Source organism: Acidovorax sp. Leaf191 (assembly GCF_001424425.1).
GTDB lineage: Bacteria > Pseudomonadota > Gammaproteobacteria > Burkholderiales > Burkholderiaceae_C > Acidovorax.
Genome location: NZ_LMPT01000018.1, coordinates 407,822 through 429,017, shown reverse-complemented (window position 1 = coordinate 429,017; position 21,196 = coordinate 407,822). Strand labels below are relative to the sequence as shown.

Here is a 21,196-nt window from a genome sequence, read left to right as displayed (position 1 = left end):
GGGTTCAACGGATCACAGCGCCGGGCGGCAGTGTGGGGCGGGGGCGGGGTCCATCCAGCGGCTGCGGCAGCAGCGTGCCGACGGTCAGTTGGTCGTCGCCGAAGTACTTGGCGGCCACGGCCTGCACCTGCGCGGGCGTCACGGTGCGCAGCAGCGCCAGCAGGCGCTCGTTGGCGTCGAGCGGAAAGCCCTGGATCCAGTTGCCGCCCAGCTCCTGGGCCTGGTTCATGACGGAGTCGCGCTCGTACACGGTGGAGGCGATCCACTGCGTCTTGACGCGTGCGAGTTCGGCCTCGCTCACGCCGTCACGCGCCACGCGGGTGACTTCGGCGCGCAGCGCGTCTTCGACCTGCTGCGCCGTCTTGCCTGCAGCCGGCACGCCGCTGAGCATGAACAGGCTGGGACCGCGGCCCGTGACCATGGCGCCGCTGTTGGCACTGTCGGCCACACGGTTCTCGCCCTGGGTCAGGGCGCGGTCCAGGCGGGCGCCGTCGTAGCCGCTGAACACGGCCGACAGGACCATCAATGCCAAAGCGTCGTTGTCGGCGTCGGTGAGCTTGTCCAGCCGCTCCAGGCTGGGCGTGCGAAACGCCAGCGCCACGTAGGCCTGCTCCGCAGGGGCCTTGACGGCGATGCGGCGCATGCCCTGCTGCACGGGCTCGATGCGCGGCTTGCGCTCGGGCAGCGCATGGGCGGGGATGCTGCCGTAGTACTTTTCGGCCCACGCGCGCACCTTGGCGGGCTCCACATCGCCGGCCACCACGACCACCGCATTGGTGGGCGTGTACCACTGGCGGTAGAAGGCGCGGGCGTCGTTGGGGGTGAGCGCATCCAGGTCGCTCATCCAGCCGATGATGGGGCGCCGGTAGGGCGATGCGATGAAGGTGGTGGCAAAGAGCTGCTCGGACAGCATGGCCCGGGGCTGGTCTTCAGTGCGCAGGCGGCGCTCTTCCTTCACCACCTCCAGCTCTTTCTTGAACTCCTCGTCCGGCCACTGGTTGTTGGCAAACCGGTCGGACTCGAGCTTCATCACGTCTTCGAGCCGGTTGGACGGGATCTGCTGGTAGTAGCCCGTGTAGTCGCGGCTGGTGAAGGCGTTCTCCCGCCCGCCCAGGGCCGCGACGCGGCGCGAGAACTCGCCGGGCGGCAGCGTCTTGGTGCCCTTGAACATCATGTGCTCGAGCACGTGGGCAACGCCCGTGACGCCGTCGACCTCGTCCATGGAGCCCACGCGCACCCACACCATGTGCACCGCGGTCGGCGCGCGGCGGTCCGGCTGCACGATGAGCTGCATGCCGTTTTTGAGCGTGAACAGCTCTGCGCCAGAGGCCGTACTCGACGGCGTGGCGGGGGTTGGGACAGCCGGGGTGGTCGCCGCAAAGGCAGCCCCGGACGAGAGGCAGGCCACCAGGGCCAGGAGGGTGAAAGCGCGTTTCATAGAATGGCTGATTCTAAGAACCCGCCAATGTTCAGTTTTTTCAAGAAAAAGCCCTCCCCCGAGTCCACCCCGGCCCCGGAAGTCGCCGCACCTGCGGACGCGCCCCCGGCCACAGCCGCGCCGACTCCGCCCATCGCCCCCACAGCCCCTGTAGCCGCGCCCGTGCCATCGTCGTGGCCTGCCGCGCCGGCCACCCAGGCTCCGGCGCCGGTGCCCCCCGTGCCCCCGGCCGCTGCACCGGCCCCGTCGGCCTTTGGCTGGCTGCGCAATCCCTTCGGCAACAAGGCGGCGGAGCCTGCACCCGCGGCGCCGGCAGCCGCACCGGTGGCTGCACCTGCAACCGCACCTGCAAACGCACCCGCACCGGTATCTGCTCCTGCGGTGGCACCTGCAGCCACACCGGTGTTTTCGCCCGTCCCGGTGACGCCGTCGGTGCCCGCACCGGCGCCTGCGCCCACGTCACTCCCCACCTCACCTCCCGCGCTGTCCCCCGCGCTTCGGGTACCAGCACCTTCGCCGTCCATCCCGGCACCAGCCCCGGTGCTGGCCCCCGTGCCGCCCGCGCCTGCCCTGACGCCCGCACCGGCACCGGCCCCCGCCGTCGCGCCGCCACCGGCGGAACGCACGGGCTGGCTCGACCGCCTCAAGTCCGGCCTGCGCAAGACCGGCACCAGCATCACCACGGTCTTCACCGGCACGCAGATCGACGATGCGCTGTATGAAGAACTGGAAGAAGCCCTGCTCATGGCCGACACCGGCGTCAAGGCCACCACGCACCTGCTGCTGGACCTCAAGCGGCGGGTGAAGGACGCCAAGGCCACCGACCCCGCCGCGGTCAAGGGCCTGCTGGCGGACGCCTTGGCCGACCTGCTGCGCCCGCTGGAAAAGCCGCTGGTCATCGGCGAGTTCACGCCCACCGTGATCATGGTGGCGGGCGTCAATGGCGCGGGCAAGACCACGTCCATCGGCAAGCTCACCAAGCACCTGGCCGACGAAGGCGCCGCCGTGCTGCTGGCGGCGGCCGACACCTTCCGCGCCGCGGCGCGCGAGCAGCTGGGTGTCTGGGCCGACCGCAACACGGTGGAGATCGTGAGCCAGGAAGGGGGCGACCCGGCCGCCGTGAGCTTCGATGCCGTGACGGCCGGCAAGGCCCGCGGCAAGGACGTGGTGCTGGTGGACACCGCCGGCCGCCTGCCCACGCAGCTGCACCTGATGGAAGAGCTGAAAAAGATCCGCCGCGTGGTGACCAAGGCCGATGCCACGGCGCCGCACGAGGTGCTGCTGGTCATCGACGGCAACACCGGCCAGAACGCGCTGGCCCAGGTACGGTCCTTTGACGATGCCCTGCAGCTCACCGGCCTGATCGTGACCAAGCTCGACGGCACGGCCAAGGGCGGCGTGCTGGCCGCCATCGCGCAGGAGCGCCCCATCCCCGTGTACTTCATCGGCGTGGGCGAGAAGCTGGAAGACCTGGAAACCTTCAACGCCCGCGAATTCGCGCAGGCACTGCTGAACTGACCCTGGCACCACGCTCCGCCCGACACCATGGCCCCGCCCCGGGGCCATTTTCACGTTTACGGATCCCGGCAATTCCCCCATGATGGGGCTTTCCCCTTCTGGAAGAAGCGTGCGGAAGGCCCATGTTCATTGAGCTGGTCAAAGGTCTCGCCCTGTTGCTGGCTCTGTGTTTTCTGCACAGCACCAGCATTCGCCTGTGGCGCCAGCACCCACTGACCGGGCAGGCCGTCTCCGGCGTGTTGTTCGGCGGCATCTGCGTGGTCGGCATGCTGACCCCCGTGGTGCTGATGCCGGGGGTGATCTTCGACGCGCGGTCGGTGGTGCTCAGCATGGCCGGCCTCTTCGGCGGCCCGCTGGTGGCCTGCATCGCCGCCGCCTTGGCCGCGGCAGGCCGGCTGTGGCTGGGCGGCGGCGGCACCGCCGTGGGCCTGGCCAGCATCGCGCTGTGCACGGTGCTCGGGCTGCTCTACCGTGAAGCCCGCACGCGCGGACACCTGAGCGTGAAGCCGCTGCCGCTGGCACTGTTCGGGCTGCTGGTGCACGCGGCGCTGCTGGGCGTGTTCCAGTGGCTGCCAGCCGCGGTGGTGGCGCGTGTGAACGAGACGCTGGCGCTGCCCTTCCTATTGACCTTCACGCCTGCCACGGTGGCGCTGGGCCTGCTGCTGCGCGACGTGGAGCAGCGCCTGGCCACCGAACGCGCGCTGGCGGGCAGCGCCGCCCGGCTGCGGGCCATTGCGCATGCGATCCCGGACGTGCTGCTGGTGCTCGATGCACAAGGCCGCTATGTGGAGGTCTTGTCGCCCGACGATGCGGCGCTGGCGGCCAGCCCGTCGCACCTCATCGGGCAGCGGCTGCATGACGTGCTGCCCGCCGGGCAGGCAGACAGATTCCTGCACCTGGTCACGCAGACACTCGCGTCGGGCCAGACCCACAGCATGGAGTACGAGATGCAGACGTTGTCCGGGCTGCGGCATTTCGAGGGGCGTGCGCAGCCACTGGGCGTGACGGTGAGCGGCCAGCCGGCGGTGGTGTTCCTCGCGCGCGACATCACCCACCGCAAGCAGGCCGAGAGCGCGCTGCGCGAGTCGGAACTGCGCTTTCGGTCGCTGCTGCGCAACATACCGTCCATCTCGGTGCAGGGCTACCTGGCCGACGGCACCACGAGCTACTGGAACCAGGCCTCCGAGCACCTGTACGGCTACACGGCCGAAGAGGCGCTGGGCAGCAACCTGCTGGACCTGATCATCCCGCCGCCGATGCGCGAGGCGGTGCGTCAGAACGTGCAGCAGATGTTCGCCACCGGCGAGGCCATCCCCGCGGGCGAGCTGCAACTGCGCCGCAAGGACGGCACGCCCGTGCACGTTTTCTCCAGCCACGCCTACATCCACGTGCCCGGCCAGCCGGCCGAGATGTTCTGTATCGACATCGACATCTCGGGGCGCAAAGCCGCCGAAGACGAGGCGCGATACCTGGCGTTCTACGACGCGCTGACCCAGCTGCCCAACCGCCGCCTGCTGGTGGACCGCCTGCAGCAGGTGCTGGCCAGCGGCGCGCGCTCGGGCCTGACCACCGCGGTGCTTTTTGTGGACCTGGACAACTTCAAGACGCTGAACGACACCCGCGGCCACGAGGTGGGCGACCTGCTGCTCAAGGACATGGCCGACCAGCTGCGCCGCTGCGTGCGCGAGCAGGACACCGTGGCCCGCCTGGGCGGCGACGAGTTCGTGGTGGTGCTGCAGGCGCTGAGCAGCGATGCAGCGGAGGCCGCCGCACAGGCGCGCACGCTGGGCGAGCAGATCCTGGCCCAGTTGCGCCAGCCCTCGGTCCTGGCAGGCCACGAGCACCATTTCTCGGCCAGCATCGGCATCACGCTGCTGCGCGGTCACCAGGACTCGGTGGACGAAGTGCTCAAGCAGGCCGACATGGCGATGTACCGCGCCAAGGATGCCGGGCGCAACACCCTGCGGTTTTTCGACCCCGACATGCAGCAGGCCGTGAACCGCCGCGCCCAGCTGGAAACCGAGCTGCATGCGGGCCTGCGGCAGTCGCAGTTCCTGCTGCTCTACCAGCCGCAGGTGGACAGCCACGGGCACGTCATCGGCGCCGAAGCCCTGGTGCGATGGATGCATCCGGTGCGCGGCATGGTGCCGCCGGCGGAGTTCATTGCGCCGGCCGAGGAGTCCGGCCAGATCGTGCCGCTGGGCCGCTGGGTCTTGCAGACCGCGCTGCGCCAGCAGGCGCTGTGGCGCGCGCACCCCGCACTGGCCCGGCTGGCGCTGGCCATCAACGTGAGCGCGCGGCAGTTCCTGCAGGACGACTTCGTGGCCCAGGTGCTGCAGCTGCTGCAGGACACCGGCGCGGACCCCACGCGCATCAAGCTGGAGCTGACCGAGAGCCTGCTGCTGGACAACGTGGACAGCGTGATCGCCACCATGCGCGCCCTGAGGGCCCACGGCGTGGGCTTCTCGCTGGACGATTTCGGCACGGGGTACTCGTCGCTGAGCTACCTCAAGCGCCTGCCGCTGGACCAGATCAAGATCGACCAGGGCTTTGTGCGCGGGGTGCTGCAAGAGCCCAACGACGCGGCGATCGCACGCTCCATCATCGCGCTGGCAGGCAGCCTGGGCCTGGACGTGATCGCCGAAGGCGTGGAAACCGTGGCGCACCACGAGTTTCTGCTGGCGCACGGCTGCCGGTCCTTCCAGGGCTACCTGTTCGGGCGGCCGCTGGCGCTCGATGTGTTCGAGCGTCAGGCGCGCGAATCATCGTTGCCTGGCTGATTTGCACCTCGCAAGCCTTGCTCCCCGGCCAGCGCCCGGCGCCGCACAGTGCGCCCGGCCACAAAAAAAGCGCCCGAGGCGCCTTTCTTGTCAGCGGGGCCAGAGCCCAGCCATTACATCGCGCTGATTTCGCCCGACGAGATCTGGCCTGCGCGCAGAGCCTGGGCAGCCTGGGCCTGCACGGCAGCGCGGTCAGCGGTGGACTTGTAGGTCACCACGCGGGAGCCTGCGGGTTCGATGCTGCGGGTCTGGGCGACGCTGGTCGCTTCAGCAGCCACTTCGGCGCGGGTGCGGTTGGTGTCGAACTTGGCGGCGAACTGCGAAGCATCGGCTTCGTCAGCGTGGGCGCCGAAAGCAGCGAAAGCGGACACAGCGGCGATGGAGAGGAAGCGTGCGGTCTTGTTCATGATGGAACTCCTGTGATGCGGTGAATAAGGATGAGGATCGAAAGTACCTAGGTACTCAGTGATACGGGGCGCTGAATCGATTGGATTCAGATCAACCCTGCTCACCCGAAGGGATCTGGCCGGTGCGCACAGCGTCAGCAGCCTGGGCACGCACGGCAGCGCGGTCGGCGGTGGATTTGTAGGTCACGACGCGGGAGCCTGCGGGTTCGATGCTGCGGGTCTGGGCGACGGTGGAGGCTTCGGCAGCCACTTCAGCGCGGGTGCGGTTCGTGTCGAACTTCGTGGCGAATTGCGAAGCATCGGCTTCGTCAGCGTGGGCGCCGAAGGCAGCGAAAGCGGACACAGCGGCAATGGAGAGGAAGCGTGCGGTCTTGTTCATGATGAAAGTCCTTGAAGTTAAAAGCGTCTCAATAAAGCCGGTACAAAAACCATTCTTGAACCGGGTTCGGTGAGTCGCCTTGCGGGAAAAGCGTCTCAATAAAGCCGGTACAAAAACCATTCTTGAACCGGGTTCGGTGAGTCGCCTTGCGGGTTCGGCTCATCGATGGGTTGAACTGTACGCCGGTGGTGTTCAAAGAAAAACCGCTTGGTCGCGAACTGACTGTTCTGTAAATGGCAACAATCGCTTTCAGCACCGAATACACGCAATGAACGCAGGAATCATCGAAATTTTGTTCTTTTAGCCGCACACAATGCAGCAATAGGACTCCTTTTCAAACACCCTCGCAGTGATTGGGCGGGCGTTGTAGTTTTCATAAATTCCATATGAATCAATGGCCTGCGTGCGAATTGGCCGACATCCGCGACGCATGCCGCCCTACCCATGGCTGCCTGCATGCCATGGCACCATAGTTGAACAACCAGAGGGAACTTGGGGCTTAGCACTCGATCAGAACGAGTGCTAATATTCACGGCTTAGAGGAAAGGATTCCTGGAATGAACATTCAGTATGGAACCGCGACGACGACTTTGGCGCCTTCCAACCCTTGGGCGCTCGTGCCCCCGCTGGGCAATTTGGACGCCTACATTTCGGCCGTCAACCGCCTGCCGCTGCTGACCCCCGAGGAAGAGCAGACCTACGCCCGCCAACTGCGCGACCACAGCGATGTGGACGCTGCCGGACGCCTCGTGATGTCGCACCTGCGCCTCGTGGTGTCCATCGCTCGCCAGTACCTTGGCTATGGCCTGCCCCATGGCGACCTGATCCAGGAAGGCAACGTGGGCCTGATGAAGGCCGTCAAGCGCTTCGACCCCGAACAGGGCGTGCGCCTGGTGAGCTACGCCATGCACTGGATCAAGGCAGAGATCCACGAATACATCCTGAAGAACTGGCGCATGGTGAAGGTGGCGACCACCAAGGCCCAGCGCAAGCTGTTCTTCAACCTGCGGTCCATGAAGCAGGGTTTCAAGGCAGACGCTGCTGCGGCCGATGCTGCGACCCACCGCGACACCCTGTCGGACAGCGAGATCAACGCGGTGGCCGCGCAGCTCAACGTCAAGCGCGAGGAAGTGATCGAGATGGAAACCCGGATGTCGGGCGGCGACGTGCTGCTGGACCCGGCTCCGTCGGACGACGGCGAGCAGGCGTTCGGCCCCATCGCCTACCTGGCCGACGCTTCGCACGAGCCCACCGCCATGATCGAGTCGCGCCAGCGTGACGCGCTGGCCACCGACGGCATCGCCACGGCCCTGGAAAGCCTGGACGACCGCAGCCGCCGCATCGTCGAAGAGCGCTGGCTCAAGGTCAACGACGACGGCACCGGCGGCATGACGCTGCACGAGCTGGCGGCGGTCTACGGTGTGAGCGCCGAACGCATCCGCCAGATCGAAGTGGCTGCGATGAAGAAGATGAAGAAGGCACTGGCGGAATACGCATGAGCTTCCGCACCGTTAGCCAGAGGCAGCACGAAGTAGCGCGTTAACATCGCTGCTTCGCGGCTGGCACAACCACCAGAGGGCCCCGTCGGGGCCCTCTGTCATTCCAGCCTACCGAACGAACAATTCCAAGGAGATGCTCTTGTCACGCCCTGTTCCCCGCCGCGCCGCCCTGGCATTGGCGCTTGCCGCCCTGTCGCCATGGTCCCTTGCACAGCAGTCCCCGCAGAAGCCCGCCACCAAACCCGCGGCGGCGGCTGCCCCCGCTGCGGCTGCGGCACCCGTGGCGTGGCCCACCAAGCCGGTGCGCATCATCGTGGGCTTTCCCGCAGGCTCTTCGCCGGACCTGACGGCACGCACCATCGCCGAGCCCCTGTCCAAGGCGCTGGGCCAACCGGTGATCGTGGAGAACAAGGTGGGTGCGGGCGGCAACATCGGCGCCGATGCAGTGGCCAAGGCGCGTGACGACCACACCATCGGCCTGATGATCAACGGCAACATGACCATCGCCAAGATGCTCAACCCCGCCGTGCCCTATGACCCCATCAAGGACCTGGCCCCACTGAGCCTGATCGGCACCTCGCCGCTGGTGCTGACCGCGCCCGTGAGCCAGCCCGGCGTATCCGCCACGGCCGATGCCCGCGAATTCTTCGTGGCCGCCCGCAATGGTGGCGACAAGTGGAGCTACGGCACGCCGGGCGTGGGCACGGTCGGCCACATCGGCACCGAACTACTCAAGTCGCGCAGCAACATCAACCCCGTGCACGTGCCCTACCCCGGCTACCCGCAGGTGGCCACGGCCATGTTGGGCGGCCAATTGCAGATGGCGCTGCTGCCCCCCGCCCTGGCCCAGGCCCAGGTCAAGGCCGGCAAGCTGCGCGCCATCGGCGTCACATCCGCGGGCCGCAGCCCGCTGGTGCCGGACGTACCGAGCCTCGCGGAGGCCGGCATCACGAACTTCAACCTCGAGATCTGGAACGCCTTCGCGGCACCAGCCACCATGCCCAAGCCCATCCAGGCCAAGGTGGCGGCACTGATCAGCGAGATCGCCCGCAGCCCCGACGTGCGCAGCAAGCTGTTCCAGCAGGGCTGGCAGGTGGTGGGCACCTCGCCCGAGGGCCTGGCCAACCGCATCAAGGCAGACACCAACCTGCTGGGCGGCGTGATCGCCATGCGGGGCATCAAGGCCGAATAAGGGCCTCGGCTGTACCTGATAAAAACCAAGGGCCCGCAAGCGGGCCCTTTTTGTTTCGCCACGCGTTGCCGATGCAGACGTGGTGGAAGTGACTGAGGTGGTGGCGGCGAGGATCGCTCGGCCGCTCAGCCCGCTTCGCCCAGCAGCGCCTTCACGTCCGAAGCCAGTGCCTGTGCGCCGCTGCCGTAGCGGTTGTACACCCGCAGGCGTCCTGCCGTGTCGTACACGTAGCTGCCGGCGGAGTGGTCCATGGTGTAGCTCGTGGGCGTCTTGCCGTCGACCTTCTTGTAGTAGATTTTGAAGTCCTTGGCGACCGCGGCCAGCTCTTCGGGTGTGCCGCGCAGGGCCAGGAAGCTGGGGTCGAAGTTGGTCATGTAGGCCTTGAGCACTTCGGGCGTGTCGCGCTCCGGGTCGACCGTGACGAAGATGCCCTGCAGGCGCTCGCCGTCCTTGCCCAACATCTGCTTGACCTCGGCCAGCTCCTGCATCGACGTGGGGCAGACATCGGGGCACTGCGTGAAGCCGAAGAACACCACCACCACCTTGCCCGCAAAGTCCTTGATGTGGCGCGGCTGGCCGTTGTGGTCGGTCAGGGGCAGGTCGCGTGCATAGTCGGCGCCGGTGATGTCCACGCCACGGAACTCTGCCTTCTTCTCGGTGCATGCCGTCAAAAGCCCGCCACCGCTGATGGAAAGGGCGGCAACAGCTATCGTTTTAAGAGCATTTCTCTTGAGCATGGTATTTACAGCACATAGTGGTCCACCAGCAGCGCCGCGAACAGCACGCTCAGGTGGATGAGTGAAAAACGGAAGGTCTTGCGCGCCAGCGCGTCCGAGTAGTTGCGCCACAGTGCAAAGCCGTAGCCGCAAAAGCCCGCGCTGAGCACCACCGCAGCCGCCAGGTAGATCCACGAGCTCATGCCGTACACGAAGGGCATGAGGCAGCCCGCGAACAGGATCAGCGTGTAGAGGAACACCTGCAGCCGCGTGAACTCGTTGCCGTGGGTCACCGGCAGCATGGGCAGGCCGGACTTGCGGTAGTCCTCCACGCGGTACAGCGCCAGTGCCCAGAAGTGCGGCGGCGTCCACAGGAAGATGATGAGGAACAGGATCAGCGCCTCGGGGCCCACATCGTTCGTCATGGCCGCCCAGCCCAGCACCGGGGGCATGGCGCCGGACGCGCCGCCGATCACGATGTTCTGCGGCGTGAGGGGTTTGAGGATCACCGTGTACACGACGGCATAGCCGACGAACGTGGCGAAGGTGAGCCACATGGTCAGCGGGTTCACCCAGAAGTAGAGCAGCAGCGACCCGGCTGCGCACAGCGCGGCCGAAAACAGCAGCGTCTGGGCATTGGACAGTTCGCCCTTGGCCGTGGGGCGCCAGGCGGTGCGCTTCATCTTGGCGTCGATGCCCTGCTCCACGATGCAGTTGAACGCGGCGGCCGCGCCGGCGACCAGCCACACCCCCACGCAGGCGATGAGCATCAGGCCGAACTGCGCCGCGGTGGGCATGCCCGGCACCGCCAGCACCATGCCGATGAGCGCGCAGAACACGATGAGTTGCACAACGCGCGGCTTGGTCAGGGCGTAGAACTGCGCAAAGCGCGATGGCGGGGCGGCAAGGGCAGGGACAGCGGTCATGCAGAGACTCTCGGTGCGGTGGAACGCACAGGAAAATTGTGGGTGGCGGCAGCCACGCGGCTGGACGCCAGGGCCCAGGTCAGCACCACCACCAACGCAGCAGCGCCGCCGGTGTGCAGCACGGCGGCGACCAGGGGCCAGTCCAGCACCACGTTCGACAGGCCCGTGGCCAGCTGCAGCAGCGCCAGGCCTGCCAGCCAACGCGCCTGCACCGGCAGCGCGCCGGTGCGGTGCAGGCGCCATGCGGTCAGGCCCAGCGCCAGCAGCACCACATAGGCCGCGAGCCGGTGCACATAGTGGATAGCGGTCAGGCCCGCAAAACTGATGTGGCTGCCGTCTTGCAGCATGCCGAGCGCGCGCCAGATCTGAAAGCCCTGCGCAAACTCCATGTCGGGCCACCAGCTGCCCTGGCAGGTGGGGAAGGTCGTGCAGGCCAGCACGGCGTAGTTGGTGCTGACCCAGCCGCCCAGGACCACCTGCGCACTGACCAACACGCCCGTCCACACCAGCGCACGGCGCAGACCTGGGGACACCGCCACGGGGACCTTGCCCAGTGCGGTGTGGGTGTGGCGCACGGCCTGCACACAGAGGAGCGCCAGCAGCACCAAGCCGCCGATCAGGTGGAGCGTGACGATGGCAGGAAAGAGCTTCATGGTCACCGTCAGCGCACCAAAGGCGCCCTGCAGGCACACCCAGAACAGCGTGAACGTGGGCCACCAGGGGCTCAGCGGCGGTCGGTCGCCCTCGCCCCGCGCCGCGCGGCGGTGCTGCACCCAGGCAGAGACCGTGAGCACGATGATGAGCACGCCCACGCCGGTGGCCAGGTAGCGGTGGATCATTTCGACCCAGGCCTTGCCGTGCGTCACCGGGCCTGTGGGCATGGCCTCCTGTGCGGCCGCGATTTCGCTGCGGGCGCCCACGGGACTGGCGCTGCCATAGCAGCCGGGCCAGTCCGGGCAGCCCAGGCCCGAGTCGGTCAGGCGCGTGAACGCACCGAACAGCACCAGATCGAAGGTGAGGAACAGCGTGAGCACCGTGAGGGCCTGCAGGCGGCGCAATGGCGACGTGCCGCGGTTGCGCAGCCCCACCCACACGAGCGGGCCCAGCGCGATCACCACGCCCAGCAGCATCATGCGGGCCAGCGGCGCGAGGTCGTACAAAGGCTGTGACGCGTCCATCGTCAGGGCTTTCCTGGCCGGCCGGCCTCGTCCCAGGACGACGACGCGCGCAGCAGGCGTTCCAGGTCACGCTTGGCCTTGGCCGCACCGCTGCTGTCCATGGCAGCCGGAAAACGCATCATCCAGTTGCCCATGGGATCGACCACGTACAGGTGGTCGGCCAGCTGGTGGCCGTCGGCCGGGGCCAGCCAGGCACCCAGCGCCGCAGCGTCCACCCGCAGCGCCGTGGCCTTCTGCAGCGCGGGCTGCAGCTCGGCAGGCACGGGCGCGCCATCGTTCACGAGCCACACCCAATCCACGCGGTCCTTCTCCCTGCCAACGCTCTCGCGCAGCTGCCGCTGCAGGTACAGGTGCTTCTGGCACGCAGCATCGCAAGCCCCCCCGGCCACGCTGACCAGGAGCCATTGGCCCTTGAGCGAGGACAGCGGCACCGGGCTGCCATCGAGCGCCGTGGCGGTCAAGGCCGGCATGGTGCGCTGGGGATCGATCAGCTCGCCATAGTTGCGCCGGCCTTCGGGGCGGATGACGTAGTAGGTGAAATAGGAGGCGACGACCGGGGCCGCGCAGATGAGCAACACGCCCAGCATCTTCCAGCGGCCGTGGTGCGTGCGCTGTGCCGACGCCACCGCATCGCCTGCAGCAGGCAGTGTGTGCACGGTCAGGCCCAGGGGATGCTCGTCCCCCTGGCCCTCAGGCGGCAGGCTGGCTGCGCGGGCGAATGAACCGTCGGACGAGTTGGAACCAGACATAGAGAAGTGCAATCAGGCCGCAGAGCCCGAACCATTGAAATGCGTAACCGTAGTGTTTGTCGACACCGGCGCCGACCACAGGCCAGTCGCGTTGCAAGCCTTCGCTAGCCGTGCCGGTCTGGAGCACCGTGAGGTTGGCGAGCGCAAGACCGGTTTCGGTGCGATACGCTGCCAGGTCGAGATTTTGCCGGATGCGGGAAGACCCCTGAGCACTATCGGCGCCCTGGAACTCATACAGCCGCGATGGCGACGCTGCCACGCGGCCCTCCACCCGGACCACGGCATCTGCCGGCGTCTGGATGAGCGGCAACTGGGTGCGGTCCTGGAAATTGCGTGGCGCCCAGCCGCGCTGCACCAGCACCACCCCACCGCCGGGCGCGCTCAGCTGCAGCGGCGTGAGCACGAAAAACCCCGGGCGGCCCTGCATCTGGCGGTTGTCGAGGTACACCGTGTGCGCAGGCAGCCAACGCCCCTCGAGCTGCACCGCACGGTGCACCAGCGCCTGCGTGTCTGCGGCTGGCACTGCGGGGCCCGCGCTGGCGAACAGGCTCACCCCATCGATCGCGGGCAGCCGCCCGCGCTCGTCCAGCGCAGCCTGCAGCGCCTCTTTCTCGGCCGCGCGCGACAGCTGCCAGCGGCCCAGCGAAGCCGTGATGGCCATGCCTACCAGCGCAGCCAGCGCGATCAGCCAAAAACGCAGGCCCACAGGACGTTGGACAGTGGTCACGGGATAATGGGCTCCATGAAATATCTTGTGGTGATGGCGTTCATTGCTATTTTGGCGAGCCTCGCGTCGGCGCTGTTCTTCATGATGCGCAGAGGCCGGAGCGAGACGGACGACCGGGCCAAGGGCAACCACATGGCCAAGGCCCTGGCAGTGCGGGTCGGATTGTCCATTGTGCTGTTTTTGTGCCTGCTGCTGGCCTGGAAGCTCGGCTACATCCAACCCACGGGGCTGCCTGCGAGCCGCTGAACGCCCTTTGGGGTGCGTGCCCCTGGTCGCCCGCAGCCAAGCATCCCGGCAGGGCCCACCAAGCTGCCTGCAGCCGCGAGCGGTGCGCTTTGGCTGGTCCAACAACCAACAAAAAAGCGCCTTGCGGCGCTTTTTTTGTCAGTGCCTGGCGCTCTGCCTACATCCAGTAGACCAGCACGTACAGGCCCAGCCAGACCACGTCCACAAAGTGCCAGTACCAGGCAGCGCCTTCGAAGCCGAAGTGCTTGTCGGCCGTGAAATGGCCCTTTTGCAGGCGCAGCGTGATCACCAGCAGCATCAGCATGCCCAGGAACACATGGAAGCCGTGGAAGCCGGTCAGCATGAAGAAGGTGGAGCCGAACACGCCCGAGTTGAGCTTGAGGTTCAGGTCGGTGTACAGGTGGTAGTACTCGTAGCCCTGCACGCACAGGAACACGAAGCCCAGCAGCACCGTGGCCCACATGAAGGCGATGGTCTTGCCGCGGTGGTTTTCACGCAGTGCGTGGTGGGCGATGGTCAGCGTCACGCCCGAGGTCAGCAGCAGCGCGGTGTTGATCGTGGGCAGCCAGAAGGGACCGACGGTCTGGAAGGGCTCCACGATGCCGGCGGGCGATGCCGTGACGCCCGCGGCGATGCTGGGCCAGACGGCCTTGAAGTCAGGCCAGAGCAGCGCGTTGTCCAGGCTGCCCAGTGCGGGCACCGAGTGCGAGCGCGCCCACCACAGGGCCGTGAAAAACGCGCCGAAGAACATCACCTCGGAGAAGATGAACCAGCTCATGCTCCAGCGGTAGGAGATATCGATCTTGTGGCCGTACAGGCCACCCTGGCTCTCGCGCACGGCGTCGCCGAACCACTGGTACAGCACGAACAGCCACCACACCATGCCCAGGGCCAGGGAATACTTGCCCCAGTCGTGGCCGTTGATCCATTGGCCTGCGCCCAGGATGACGAAAAACAGCCCAGCTGCCGCCATCACCGGGTGGCGAGACTCTGCAGGCACGTAGTAGTACGGGGTTCCGCCGTGGGTCGATGCACTCATTTCAGCTCCTGGCTCTCAAAATCTTTGTTTGTCTCGGTCTTGTCTTCGGGGTACGTCGTCCCCCACCCGATTCGACCAATATTCATCTACTTATTCACGCAACTCACACGATCCAGTTCACCAGCCCGATCAAGCCGATCACCAGCAGGAAGACAGCCACCAGGCCGACCACGATGATGTGCAGCGGGTTGAGCTTCTCCACATCCTGCTGGTACTCGCTGCCCTTGCGCAGGCCGATCAGCGACCAGGCCACGGCGCGCACCGTGCGCAGCAGCGAGCCCTTGCGTTCGTGCGGCTTCGCCGCCACGGCGGGCTGCTCCACCGGCGCATTCATGAACCGGCCCCCGTCGCCAGTGCGGCTGGCAACACAGGGCTCACGGCTGCGGTCGATTCGGGTGCCGCAGGCGTCTTGCCGCCAACTTCGAAGAAGGTGTAGGACAGCGTGATCGTGGTCACGTCCTTGGACAGGCGCGGGTCGATCACGAAGGCCACCGGCCACTCCTTCTTCTCACCCGGCTCGAGCGTGTACTGGTTGAAGCAAAAGCACTCGAGCTTGTTGAAATGCGCTGCCGCCTGACGGGGCGCATAGCTCGGGATGGCCTGGGCCGCCATGCGGCGGTTTTGCACATTCTGGAACTCGTACATCACCGTCGTCAGCTCGCCAGGGTGCACCTGCACCGAACGCTGCGCGGGCTTGAAGTCCCAGGGGCCGCGCGCATTGGCGTCGAACTCGACGGTGATGGTGCGGGTCTTGTCCACCTGCGTGTTGGCAGGCACCTTCACGTCCTTGCCCGCCACGCCGTTGCCTGGCACCTGCCGCTCGGAGAGCGACAGGATGTTGATGCCCGTCATCTCGCAGATGTGCTTGTAGATGGGGATCAGCACGTAGCCGAAGGCGAACATGCCGGCCGCGATCACGACCAGCTTGCCGACCATCTTGGCGTTTTCGCGGTGCAGGCTCATGGCAGTCGGTGCATTGTTCAGCGGGACATCAGCACGACCTTGACCATGAACCCGACGAAGAAGACGACGGCCACGGAGGCAAGGATCAATGCCATCCGCAGGTTGCTCTTCTTTTGTTCGGGCGTCATGGGCATGGCATCAACCGATCACGCGGGTTGCCGTGGCGTCCAGCTTGGGCGGGTTTTCAAAGGTGTGGAACGGTGCAGGCGATGGCACTTCCCACTCCAGGCCTTCGGCTCCGTCCCAGGGCTTGGCGGGGGCCTTTTCGCCCTTGCCGCGCATCGCGGGGACCACCACGGCCAGGAAGAAGTACACCTGCATCAGGCCGAAACCGAACGCACCCACCGAAGCGATGGCGTTGAAGTCTGCGAACTGCATGGGGTAGTCGGCATAGCGGCGGGGCATGCCGGCCAGGCCCAGGAAGTGCATCGGGAAGAACGTGATGTTGAAGGTGATCAGCGAGCCCCAGAAGTGGATCTGGCCGCGCTTTTCGGAGTACATCACGCCGGTCCACTTGGGCAGCCAGTAGTAGACGCCAGCGAACATGGAGAACAGCGAGCCGGCCACCAGCACGTAGTGGAAGTGGGCCACCACGTAGTAGGTGTCCTGCAGCTGGATGTCGATGGGCGCCATGGCCAGGATCAGGCCCGTGAAGCCACCCATCGTGAACACGAAGATGAAACCCACTGCGAACAGCATGGGGGTCTCGAACGTCATGGAGCCGCGCCACATCGTGGCGATCCAGTTGAAGATCTTCACGGCCGTGGGCACGGAGATCAGCATGGTGGCGTACATGAAGAACAGCTGGCCCGTCACAGGCATGCCGGTCGTGAACATGTGGTGGGCCCACACGATGAACGACAGGATGGCGATCGACGAGGTGGCGTACACCATGGAGGCGTAGCCGAACAGCTTCTTGCGGGCGAACGCGGGCACGATCTGGCTGATGATGCCGAAGGCCGGCAAGATCATGATGTACACCTCGGGGTGGCCGAAGAACCAGAAGATGTGCTGGTACATCACCGGGTCGCCGCCGCCGGCGGGGTTGAAGAAGCTGGTGCCGAAGTGGCGGTCCGTCAGCGTCATGGTGATGGCGCCAGCCAGCACGGGCATCACGGCGATCAGCAGGTAGGCGGTGATGAGCCAGGTCCAGGCGAACATGGGCATCTTCATCAGCGTCATGCCGGGGGCGCGCATGTTCAGGATGGTCACGATGATGTTGATCGAGCCCATGATGGACGAGGCACCCAGGATGTGCATCGCGAAGATGCCGGCGTCCATGGAGGGGCCCATCTGCAGCGTCAGCGGTGCGTACAGCGTCCAGCCGGCAGCGGGTGCGCCACCGGGCATGAAGAACGAGCTCACGAGCATCAGCGCCGCAGGAATCATCAGCCAGAAGCTGAAGTTGTTCATGCGCGCGAAGGCCATGTCGGAGGCGCCGATCTGCAGCGGGATCATCCAGTTCGCAAAGCCCACGAAGGCCGGCATGATGGCGCCGAACACCATGATCAGGCCGTGCATGGTGGTGAGCTGGTTGAACAGCTCGGGATTGACCAGTTGCAGGCCGGGCTGGAACAGCTCGGCGCGGATCAAGAGGGCCAGGATGCCGCCCACCATCAGCATGGTGAAGGAGAACAGCAGGTACAGCGTACCGATGTCTTTGTGGTTGGTGGCGAACACCCAGCGGCGCCAGCCGGTGGGACCATGGTGGCCATGGTCGTCGTGTGCGTGGTCGCCAGCGTGCCCGTGGTTGTCGAGAACTGCGCTCATGTTGGATTCCTCAATCAATACGTAGGGCGATGATTACTTGCCGCGCTGGGCCACGATTTCAGCCGGCTGCACCAGCTGTCCGGTCTTGTTGGACCAGGAGTTCTTCGTGTAGGTCACCACAGAGGCGATATCGGTATCGCTGAGCTGCGCCCAGGAAGGCATCGCACCATTGGCCGCGCCCTTGAGCAGGATCTGGATCTGCTTGGCGTGGTCGGCGTCGAGCACGATGGCCGAGCCGTCCAGTGGCTTGATGGGGCCGGCGCCCTTGCCGTTGGCCTGGTGGCAGGCTGCGCAGTTGGCGGCGTACACCTTCTCGCCGCGCTTCATGATGTCGTCCATCGTCCAGACCTTGGTCGGGTCGTCCAGCTTGGCGGCGGCCTTCTTCTTCTGGTCGGCCACCCACGCCGTGTAGTCCTCGGCGGAGACGACCTTCACGTGGATGGGCATGTAGGCGTGTTCCTTGCCGCACAGCTCGGCGCACTGGCCGTAGTAGTCGCCGATCTTCTCGGCGCGGAACCAGGTGTCGCGCACGAAGCCGGGGATCGCATCCTGCTTGATGCCGAAGGCGGGCACCATGAACGCGTGGATCACGTCGTTGGCGGTGGTGATGATGCGGATCTTCTTGTTGACCGGCACCACCATCGGGTTGTCGACCTTGAGCAGGTAGTTGGCGGGCGCTTCCTTGACGTTGCCGCTGTCGGACATCACGCGGTGGCTGCTGTCCAGCGTGGAGATGAAGGCCAGGCCCTCGCCTTCGCCGGTGATGTAGTCGTAGCCCCACTTCCACTGGTAGCCCGTGGTCTTGATGGTGAGGTCGGCGTTGGTCGTGTCCTTTTGCGCCACCAGCACCTTGGTCGCCGGCAGGGCCATCAGGATCACGATGATGAAGGGGACGATGGTCCAGACCACTTCGACAGTGACGGACTCATGGAAGTTGGCCGCCTTGGCACCCTTGGAGCGGCGATGTTTCCAGATCGAGTAGAACATCACGGAGAACACTGCCACGAAGATCACCGTGCAGATGATCAGCATCATCCAGTGCAGGAAATGCTGCTCTTCTGCGATCTTGGTGACGGGCGGGGCCAGGTTCAGCTGGTTGACTGCGGGGCCGCCAGGCAGGTCCTGAACGGCATGGGCTACGGAACCTACCCATGCACCGGCAATCAGCAGCAGAGAAGCCAGCTTGTTGGAAATGCTCTTCATAGTTCTCACTTACTTCTAAGCCTCAATTTAACCAATCCCCTGTGTGCGCCTGCGTGGGGTCAGGCTGCGCGCAAGGCCATGCGGATCTCCGATGCCAGGGCCGGGCGAAGCTCGGGGCGCACGTAACGCCCCACGTCTATCGACCGTCCTTGGCCAGACAAGGTGATCAGCGATCGGTCGCCGGTCTTGGGTTCCACACGGACCCAGTGCCGGTCGAATTCGGCGCGTTTCAGCTTGCCTGCTGTCTCCTGCTCCACCACCAGGCGCGAGCCCTGCAGTGAAATCCTCTCGCCGTCGGCCGCATGACGTCCGTACATGGCGAATGCCCATCCAACAACCACTATCTCCAGCCATGCGAACGGCATGACCAGCCGGGCTCCGAGCATCCAGAAAAAAGTCGCAATGCCCAGTGATACCGAACACAGCGACAGGTACATCCACCCCATCTGCGCGGGGGTGACCGAGCAGTTGCGAGCCAGGCGCCAATCGATGCGCTGGCCCGAGACAGTGGCAAAACGAAAGATCAAGCCTGTCACCGGTGGTGCTCACAAGACCGGCGACTGCCGCCGCACCAGCAAAAATACCGGTGCTGCATGCGCAGCCGCCACGTTGCGCGGGAGGATGTGCCCGAAATCCCAATAACCCTGAATTGTACCGTGCCTTGTTCCACATCATTGACACGCTGTTGCAAGTGAAGGCCATACCCCCATATGGGTGCGCCGCCGTCGCAACACTCTCGAAAAGCAAGTCTGGAAAACCCTGTGCGGGTCTGCCCCGTCAGGGGTTGCGCGGCCCGCCGTTGTGACTGTCCTTGCTGCCCTGGCGCAGCATGGCGCGCATGTCCTGCAGCGACACGGCGCTGCTCTCGCTCACGCGCAGGCGGGGCGCGGGCTTGAAGGCGTGGCCGTAGATGATCTCGAAGTTCAGTGCCAGCTGCCCGCCTTCCGCCGGGTCGGACAGCCGCTCTGCCAGCGCCTCGTACAGGCGGTCCCGCCAGCGCCGGCCGCGCAGCGCGCCGAAGCGCTCGGGATGCAGATTGCAGCCGAGTTCGCGCAGCTCCTGCACCAGCCGCTCGGGCGTGGCAAAGGTCAGCCGGATGCGCTCCATGTCCATCACGGGCTCTGCGAAGCCGGCGTGCACCAGCATGTCGCCCCAGTCGTGCATGTCCGTGAAGGCATGGCCTGCCGGCGGCCAGCCCAGCGCGGCGTAGACGGCATGCAGTTCGCGCAGGGTGTCCGGGCCCAGGCACGAGAACATCAGGTAGCCGTCCACAGCCAGGGCACGGTGCCACTGGCCGATCAGCGCCTGCGGGTCGGCGGCGGTGTGCAGCGCCATGTTGGCCCACAGCATCTGAACGCTTGCATCCGGCGGCATGCCGAACTGCGGGCTGCCCGCACCCCAGCGCGCGGGGCTCCACCAGGGCTTGGCCAGGGAATGCTGCGCTGCGCCGTCATGCCGGGGCGCGCTTTCGTAGACCTGGCAACGTGCCTTGGGATAGCGGGCACTCACCAGCGCATGGCCCTGCAGGCCGCCGCGCAGGGCGTCCCAGTGGCACCAGGATTCGGGGGGCTTGCGTATCCACTGCAGGCGGTCTTCCATGCGGCGCGCCACTTCTTCGTGCAGCCAGGGCGATGTGGCGGGCGCAGCCGCATGCCAGCGGGCTGCGGCGGTGGGGTCGATGGTGGGGGGACGCTCGGAAGACATGGAGGGGTGTGCACGGGGACGCGCGAGTATATTGATTCATGCTCTTCAAGGCCCTTCTAGGGATTTCCCGCCGCACGCGCGCGTCGGCCGCCCACATTCCCAGCCAGTGCGCGGTGTGCCATGCCTGGCCGTCGCAAAGGGTGTGCAATGCCTGCGCCGCGCGGTTCGCCCAGCCGGCTGCACGCTGCCAGCGCTGCGCCCTGCGCGTGCCGGACGGAGTCGCCGTCTGCGGGGCCTGCACGCTGCACCCTCCGCTGTTCGATGCCTGCATCGCAGCGGTGGACTACGCCTACCCCTGGGCGAACATACTGGGCGACTTCAAGTTCCGGGGCGATGCAGGGTGGGCGGCCACGCTGGCGACACTGATGCGCAGCACGCCCTGGATCGAACCTGCGCTGGAGGCCGCCGACCGCGTGCTGCCCGTGCCGTTGTCCACCGACCGCCTGCGCGAGCGGGGCTTCAACCAGTCGGCGCTGCTGGCGCGGCAGCTGGCTGGCGCCAAGGCCGACGCGCTCACCCTGCTGCGCATCCATGCCACCGAAGCCCAGAGCAGCCTGCCGCGCGCGCAGCGCCTGCGCAACCTCCACGGCGCCTTTGCAGTGGAACCGGCACGCGCCGCCCGCCTGCAGGGCCAGCGCGTCGTGCTGCTGGACGACGTGATGACCACCGGAGCGACCCTGCATGCCGCCACACAAGCCCTGCGCGAAGCCGGCGCGGCGCACGTCACGGCCATCGTGCTGGCCCGCACCGGGGCCGACTGAC

22 protein-coding genes are annotated in these 21,196 nt (G+C 66.3%); 6 read left to right on the top strand and 16 right to left on the bottom strand.

Going from position 1 to position 21,196, the window contains the following annotated elements; genetic code table 11:
• Positions 1–4 precede the first annotated feature (4 nt).
• Entirely contained in the window at positions 5–1,438 is a 1,434-nt protein-coding gene (locus tag ASG27_RS13580; protein ID WP_056417995.1) for a M16 family metallopeptidase, read from the bottom strand.
• A 381-nt stretch (positions 1,439–1,819) separates the two neighbouring features.
• On the opposite strand from ASG27_RS13580, the gene ftsY reads away from it, so the two are divergent.
• Both ftsY and ASG27_RS13570 read left to right on the top strand, forming a co-directional pair.
• On the top strand, positions 1,820–2,956 hold the full coding sequence (gene ftsY / locus ASG27_RS13575; protein WP_442854094.1) for a signal recognition particle-docking protein FtsY: 1,137 nt from the start codon (positions 1,820–1,822) through the stop codon (positions 2,954–2,956).
• A 122-nt stretch (positions 2,957–3,078) separates the two neighbouring features.
• Entirely contained in the window at positions 3,079–5,736 is a 2,658-nt protein-coding gene (locus tag ASG27_RS13570; RefSeq protein WP_056417992.1) for an EAL domain-containing protein, read from the top strand.
• 113 nt (positions 5,737–5,849) lie between these two features.
• Here the strand turns inward: ASG27_RS13570 and ASG27_RS13565 are convergent, their stop codons facing one another.
• Together ASG27_RS13565 and ASG27_RS13560 are read right to left on the bottom strand one after the other, a co-directional pair.
• Complete coding sequence (locus tag ASG27_RS13565; protein ID WP_056167760.1) at positions 5,850–6,143, bottom strand: hypothetical protein; 294 nt, start codon at positions 6,141–6,143, stop codon at positions 5,850–5,852.
• 91 nt (positions 6,144–6,234) lie between these two features.
• Positions 6,235–6,522 (bottom strand): hypothetical protein, encoded by a 288-nt coding sequence (locus tag ASG27_RS13560; RefSeq protein WP_056415001.1) that lies wholly within the window; start codon positions 6,520–6,522, stop codon positions 6,235–6,237.
• Between the two features lie 557 nt (positions 6,523–7,079).
• Here ASG27_RS13560 and rpoH point away from each other — a divergent pair.
• Together rpoH and ASG27_RS13550 are read left to right on the top strand one after the other, a co-directional pair.
• Positions 7,080–8,021: an RNA polymerase sigma factor RpoH gene (gene rpoH, locus ASG27_RS13555; RefSeq protein ID WP_056417989.1), complete on the top strand. Its 942-nt coding sequence runs from the start codon at positions 7,080–7,082 to the stop codon at positions 8,019–8,021.
• Between the two features lie 133 nt (positions 8,022–8,154).
• Positions 8,155–9,213, top strand: a complete 1,059-nt coding sequence (locus tag ASG27_RS13550) for a Bug family tripartite tricarboxylate transporter substrate binding protein (protein ID WP_082485985.1) — start codon at positions 8,155–8,157, stop codon at positions 9,211–9,213.
• A 125-nt stretch (positions 9,214–9,338) separates the two neighbouring features.
• Here ASG27_RS13550 and ASG27_RS13545 read toward each other — a convergent pair whose 3' ends face one another.
• The 5 genes from ASG27_RS13545 to ASG27_RS13525 are packed head-to-tail and all read right to left on the bottom strand — an operon-like array spanning position 9,339 to position 13,509.
• On the bottom strand, positions 9,339–9,950 hold the full coding sequence (locus tag ASG27_RS13545) for an SCO family protein (protein WP_056417986.1): 612 nt from the start codon (positions 9,948–9,950) through the stop codon (positions 9,339–9,341).
• 5 nt (positions 9,951–9,955) lie between these two features.
• Complete coding sequence (gene cyoE, locus ASG27_RS13540; protein WP_056417983.1) at positions 9,956–10,855, bottom strand: heme o synthase; 900 nt, start codon at positions 10,853–10,855, stop codon at positions 9,956–9,958.
• The gene (locus ASG27_RS13535; RefSeq protein WP_056417980.1) at positions 10,852–12,033 is read right to left on the bottom strand and encodes a COX15/CtaA family protein; all 1,182 of its coding nucleotides are present in this window, start codon (positions 12,031–12,033) and stop codon (positions 10,852–10,854) included. Before ASG27_RS13535 ends, cyoE begins: the two co-directional genes overlap by 4 nt.
• A gap of 2 nt (positions 12,034–12,035) precedes the next feature.
• On the bottom strand, positions 12,036–12,782 hold the full coding sequence (locus tag ASG27_RS13530) for a hypothetical protein (protein WP_056417977.1): 747 nt from the start codon (positions 12,780–12,782) through the stop codon (positions 12,036–12,038).
• Positions 12,724–13,509, bottom strand: coding sequence for an SURF1 family protein (locus tag ASG27_RS13525; protein ID WP_056417974.1), 786 nt, complete (start codon positions 13,507–13,509; stop codon positions 12,724–12,726). The genes ASG27_RS13530 and ASG27_RS13525 overlap by 59 nt, the downstream gene beginning before the upstream one ends.
• A 15-nt stretch (positions 13,510–13,524) precedes the next feature.
• Between ASG27_RS13525 and ASG27_RS13520 the strand changes: the two genes are divergently transcribed.
• On the top strand, positions 13,525–13,755 hold the full coding sequence (locus ASG27_RS13520; RefSeq protein ID WP_056418363.1) for a twin transmembrane helix small protein: 231 nt from the start codon (positions 13,525–13,527) through the stop codon (positions 13,753–13,755).
• A gap of 157 nt (positions 13,756–13,912) precedes the next feature.
• Here ASG27_RS13520 and ASG27_RS13515 read toward each other — a convergent pair whose 3' ends face one another.
• From ASG27_RS13515 to ASG27_RS13485, 8 genes are all read right to left on the bottom strand, one after another.
• Positions 13,913–14,794 carry a cytochrome c oxidase subunit 3 gene (locus tag ASG27_RS13515; protein WP_056417971.1) on the bottom strand — a complete coding sequence of 294 codons (882 nt, stop codon included), beginning with the start codon at positions 14,792–14,794 and terminating at the stop codon, positions 13,913–13,915.
• 103 nt (positions 14,795–14,897) lie between these two features.
• Positions 14,898–15,128 (bottom strand): DUF2970 domain-containing protein, encoded by a 231-nt coding sequence (locus tag ASG27_RS13510; RefSeq protein ID WP_056417968.1) that lies wholly within the window; start codon positions 15,126–15,128, stop codon positions 14,898–14,900.
• Positions 15,125–15,757, bottom strand: a complete 633-nt coding sequence (locus ASG27_RS13505) for a cytochrome c oxidase assembly protein (protein ID WP_056417965.1) — start codon at positions 15,755–15,757, stop codon at positions 15,125–15,127. The genes ASG27_RS13510 and ASG27_RS13505 overlap by 4 nt, the downstream gene beginning before the upstream one ends.
• Positions 15,758–15,774: 17 nt before the next feature.
• Positions 15,775–15,885 (bottom strand): cytochrome oxidase small assembly protein, encoded by a 111-nt coding sequence (locus tag ASG27_RS27595; RefSeq protein ID WP_232727916.1) that lies wholly within the window; start codon positions 15,883–15,885, stop codon positions 15,775–15,777.
• A 10-nt stretch (positions 15,886–15,895) separates the two neighbouring features.
• Complete coding sequence (gene ctaD, locus ASG27_RS13500) at positions 15,896–17,527, bottom strand: cytochrome c oxidase subunit I (protein ID WP_056167726.1); 1,632 nt, start codon at positions 17,525–17,527, stop codon at positions 15,896–15,898.
• Between the two features lie 33 nt (positions 17,528–17,560).
• Positions 17,561–18,730: a cytochrome c oxidase subunit II gene (gene coxB / locus ASG27_RS13495; RefSeq protein ID WP_056417962.1), complete on the bottom strand. Its 1,170-nt coding sequence runs from the start codon at positions 18,728–18,730 to the stop codon at positions 17,561–17,563.
• Positions 18,731–18,789: 59 nt separating this feature from the next.
• Entirely contained in the window at positions 18,790–19,266 is a 477-nt protein-coding gene (locus tag ASG27_RS13490) for a DUF2244 domain-containing protein (protein ID WP_056417959.1), read from the bottom strand.
• A gap of 241 nt (positions 19,267–19,507) precedes the next feature.
• Positions 19,508–20,434: a hypothetical protein gene (locus tag ASG27_RS13485; protein WP_056417957.1), complete on the bottom strand. Its 927-nt coding sequence runs from the start codon at positions 20,432–20,434 to the stop codon at positions 19,508–19,510.
• 38 nt (positions 20,435–20,472) lie between these two features.
• Here ASG27_RS13485 and ASG27_RS13480 point away from each other — a divergent pair, with 38 nt between their 5' ends.
• Entirely contained in the window at positions 20,473–21,195 is a 723-nt protein-coding gene (locus tag ASG27_RS13480) for a ComF family protein (protein WP_056417953.1), read from the top strand.
• Position 21,196 lies beyond the last annotated feature (1 nt).

What these genes read in the sequence shown, in the direction of transcription:
- ASG27_RS13580 (WP_056417995.1), bottom strand. Translation starts at nt 1,438, where the DNA reads ATGAAACGCGCTTTCACCCTCCTGGCCCTGGTGGCCTGCCTCTCGTCC.
- ASG27_RS13570 (WP_056417992.1), top strand. Translation starts at nt 3,079, where the DNA reads ATGTTCATTGAGCTGGTCAAAGGTCTCGCCCTGTTGCTGGCTCTGTGT.
- ASG27_RS13565 (WP_056167760.1), bottom strand. Translation starts at nt 6,143, where the DNA reads ATGAACAAGACCGCACGCTTCCTCTCCATCGCCGCTGTGTCCGCTTTC.
- ASG27_RS13560 (WP_056415001.1), bottom strand. Translation starts at nt 6,522, where the DNA reads ATGAACAAGACCGCACGCTTCCTCTCCATTGCCGCTGTGTCCGCTTTC.
- rpoH (WP_056417989.1), top strand. Translation starts at nt 7,080, where the DNA reads ATGAACATTCAGTATGGAACCGCGACGACGACTTTGGCGCCTTCCAAC.
- ASG27_RS13550 (WP_082485985.1), top strand. Translation starts at nt 8,155, where the DNA reads ATGCTCTTGTCACGCCCTGTTCCCCGCCGCGCCGCCCTGGCATTGGCG.
- ASG27_RS13545 (WP_056417986.1), bottom strand. Translation starts at nt 9,950, where the DNA reads ATGCTCAAGAGAAATGCTCTTAAAACGATAGCTGTTGCCGCCCTTTCC.
- cyoE (WP_056417983.1), bottom strand. Translation starts at nt 10,855, where the DNA reads ATGACCGCTGTCCCTGCCCTTGCCGCCCCGCCATCGCGCTTTGCGCAG.
- ASG27_RS13535 (WP_056417980.1), bottom strand. Translation starts at nt 12,033, where the DNA reads ATGGACGCGTCACAGCCTTTGTACGACCTCGCGCCGCTGGCCCGCATG.
- ASG27_RS13530 (WP_056417977.1), bottom strand. Translation starts at nt 12,782, where the DNA reads ATGTCTGGTTCCAACTCGTCCGACGGTTCATTCGCCCGCGCAGCCAGC.
- ASG27_RS13520 (WP_056418363.1), top strand. Translation starts at nt 13,525, where the DNA reads ATGAAATATCTTGTGGTGATGGCGTTCATTGCTATTTTGGCGAGCCTC.
- ASG27_RS13515 (WP_056417971.1), bottom strand. Translation starts at nt 14,794, where the DNA reads ATGAGTGCATCGACCCACGGCGGAACCCCGTACTACTACGTGCCTGCA.
- ASG27_RS13510 (WP_056417968.1), bottom strand. Translation starts at nt 15,128, where the DNA reads ATGAATGCGCCGGTGGAGCAGCCCGCCGTGGCGGCGAAGCCGCACGAA.
- ASG27_RS13505 (WP_056417965.1), bottom strand. Translation starts at nt 15,757, where the DNA reads ATGAGCCTGCACCGCGAAAACGCCAAGATGGTCGGCAAGCTGGTCGTG.
- ASG27_RS27595 (WP_232727916.1), bottom strand. Translation starts at nt 15,885, where the DNA reads ATGACGCCCGAACAAAAGAAGAGCAACCTGCGGATGGCATTGATCCTT.
- ctaD (WP_056167726.1), bottom strand. Translation starts at nt 17,527, where the DNA reads ATGAGCGCAGTTCTCGACAACCACGGGCACGCTGGCGACCACGCACAC.
- coxB (WP_056417962.1), bottom strand. Translation starts at nt 18,730, where the DNA reads ATGAAGAGCATTTCCAACAAGCTGGCTTCTCTGCTGCTGATTGCCGGT.
- ASG27_RS13485 (WP_056417957.1), bottom strand. Translation starts at nt 20,434, where the DNA reads ATGTCTTCCGAGCGTCCCCCCACCATCGACCCCACCGCCGCAGCCCGC.
- ASG27_RS13480 (WP_056417953.1), top strand. Translation starts at nt 20,473, where the DNA reads ATGCTCTTCAAGGCCCTTCTAGGGATTTCCCGCCGCACGCGCGCGTCG.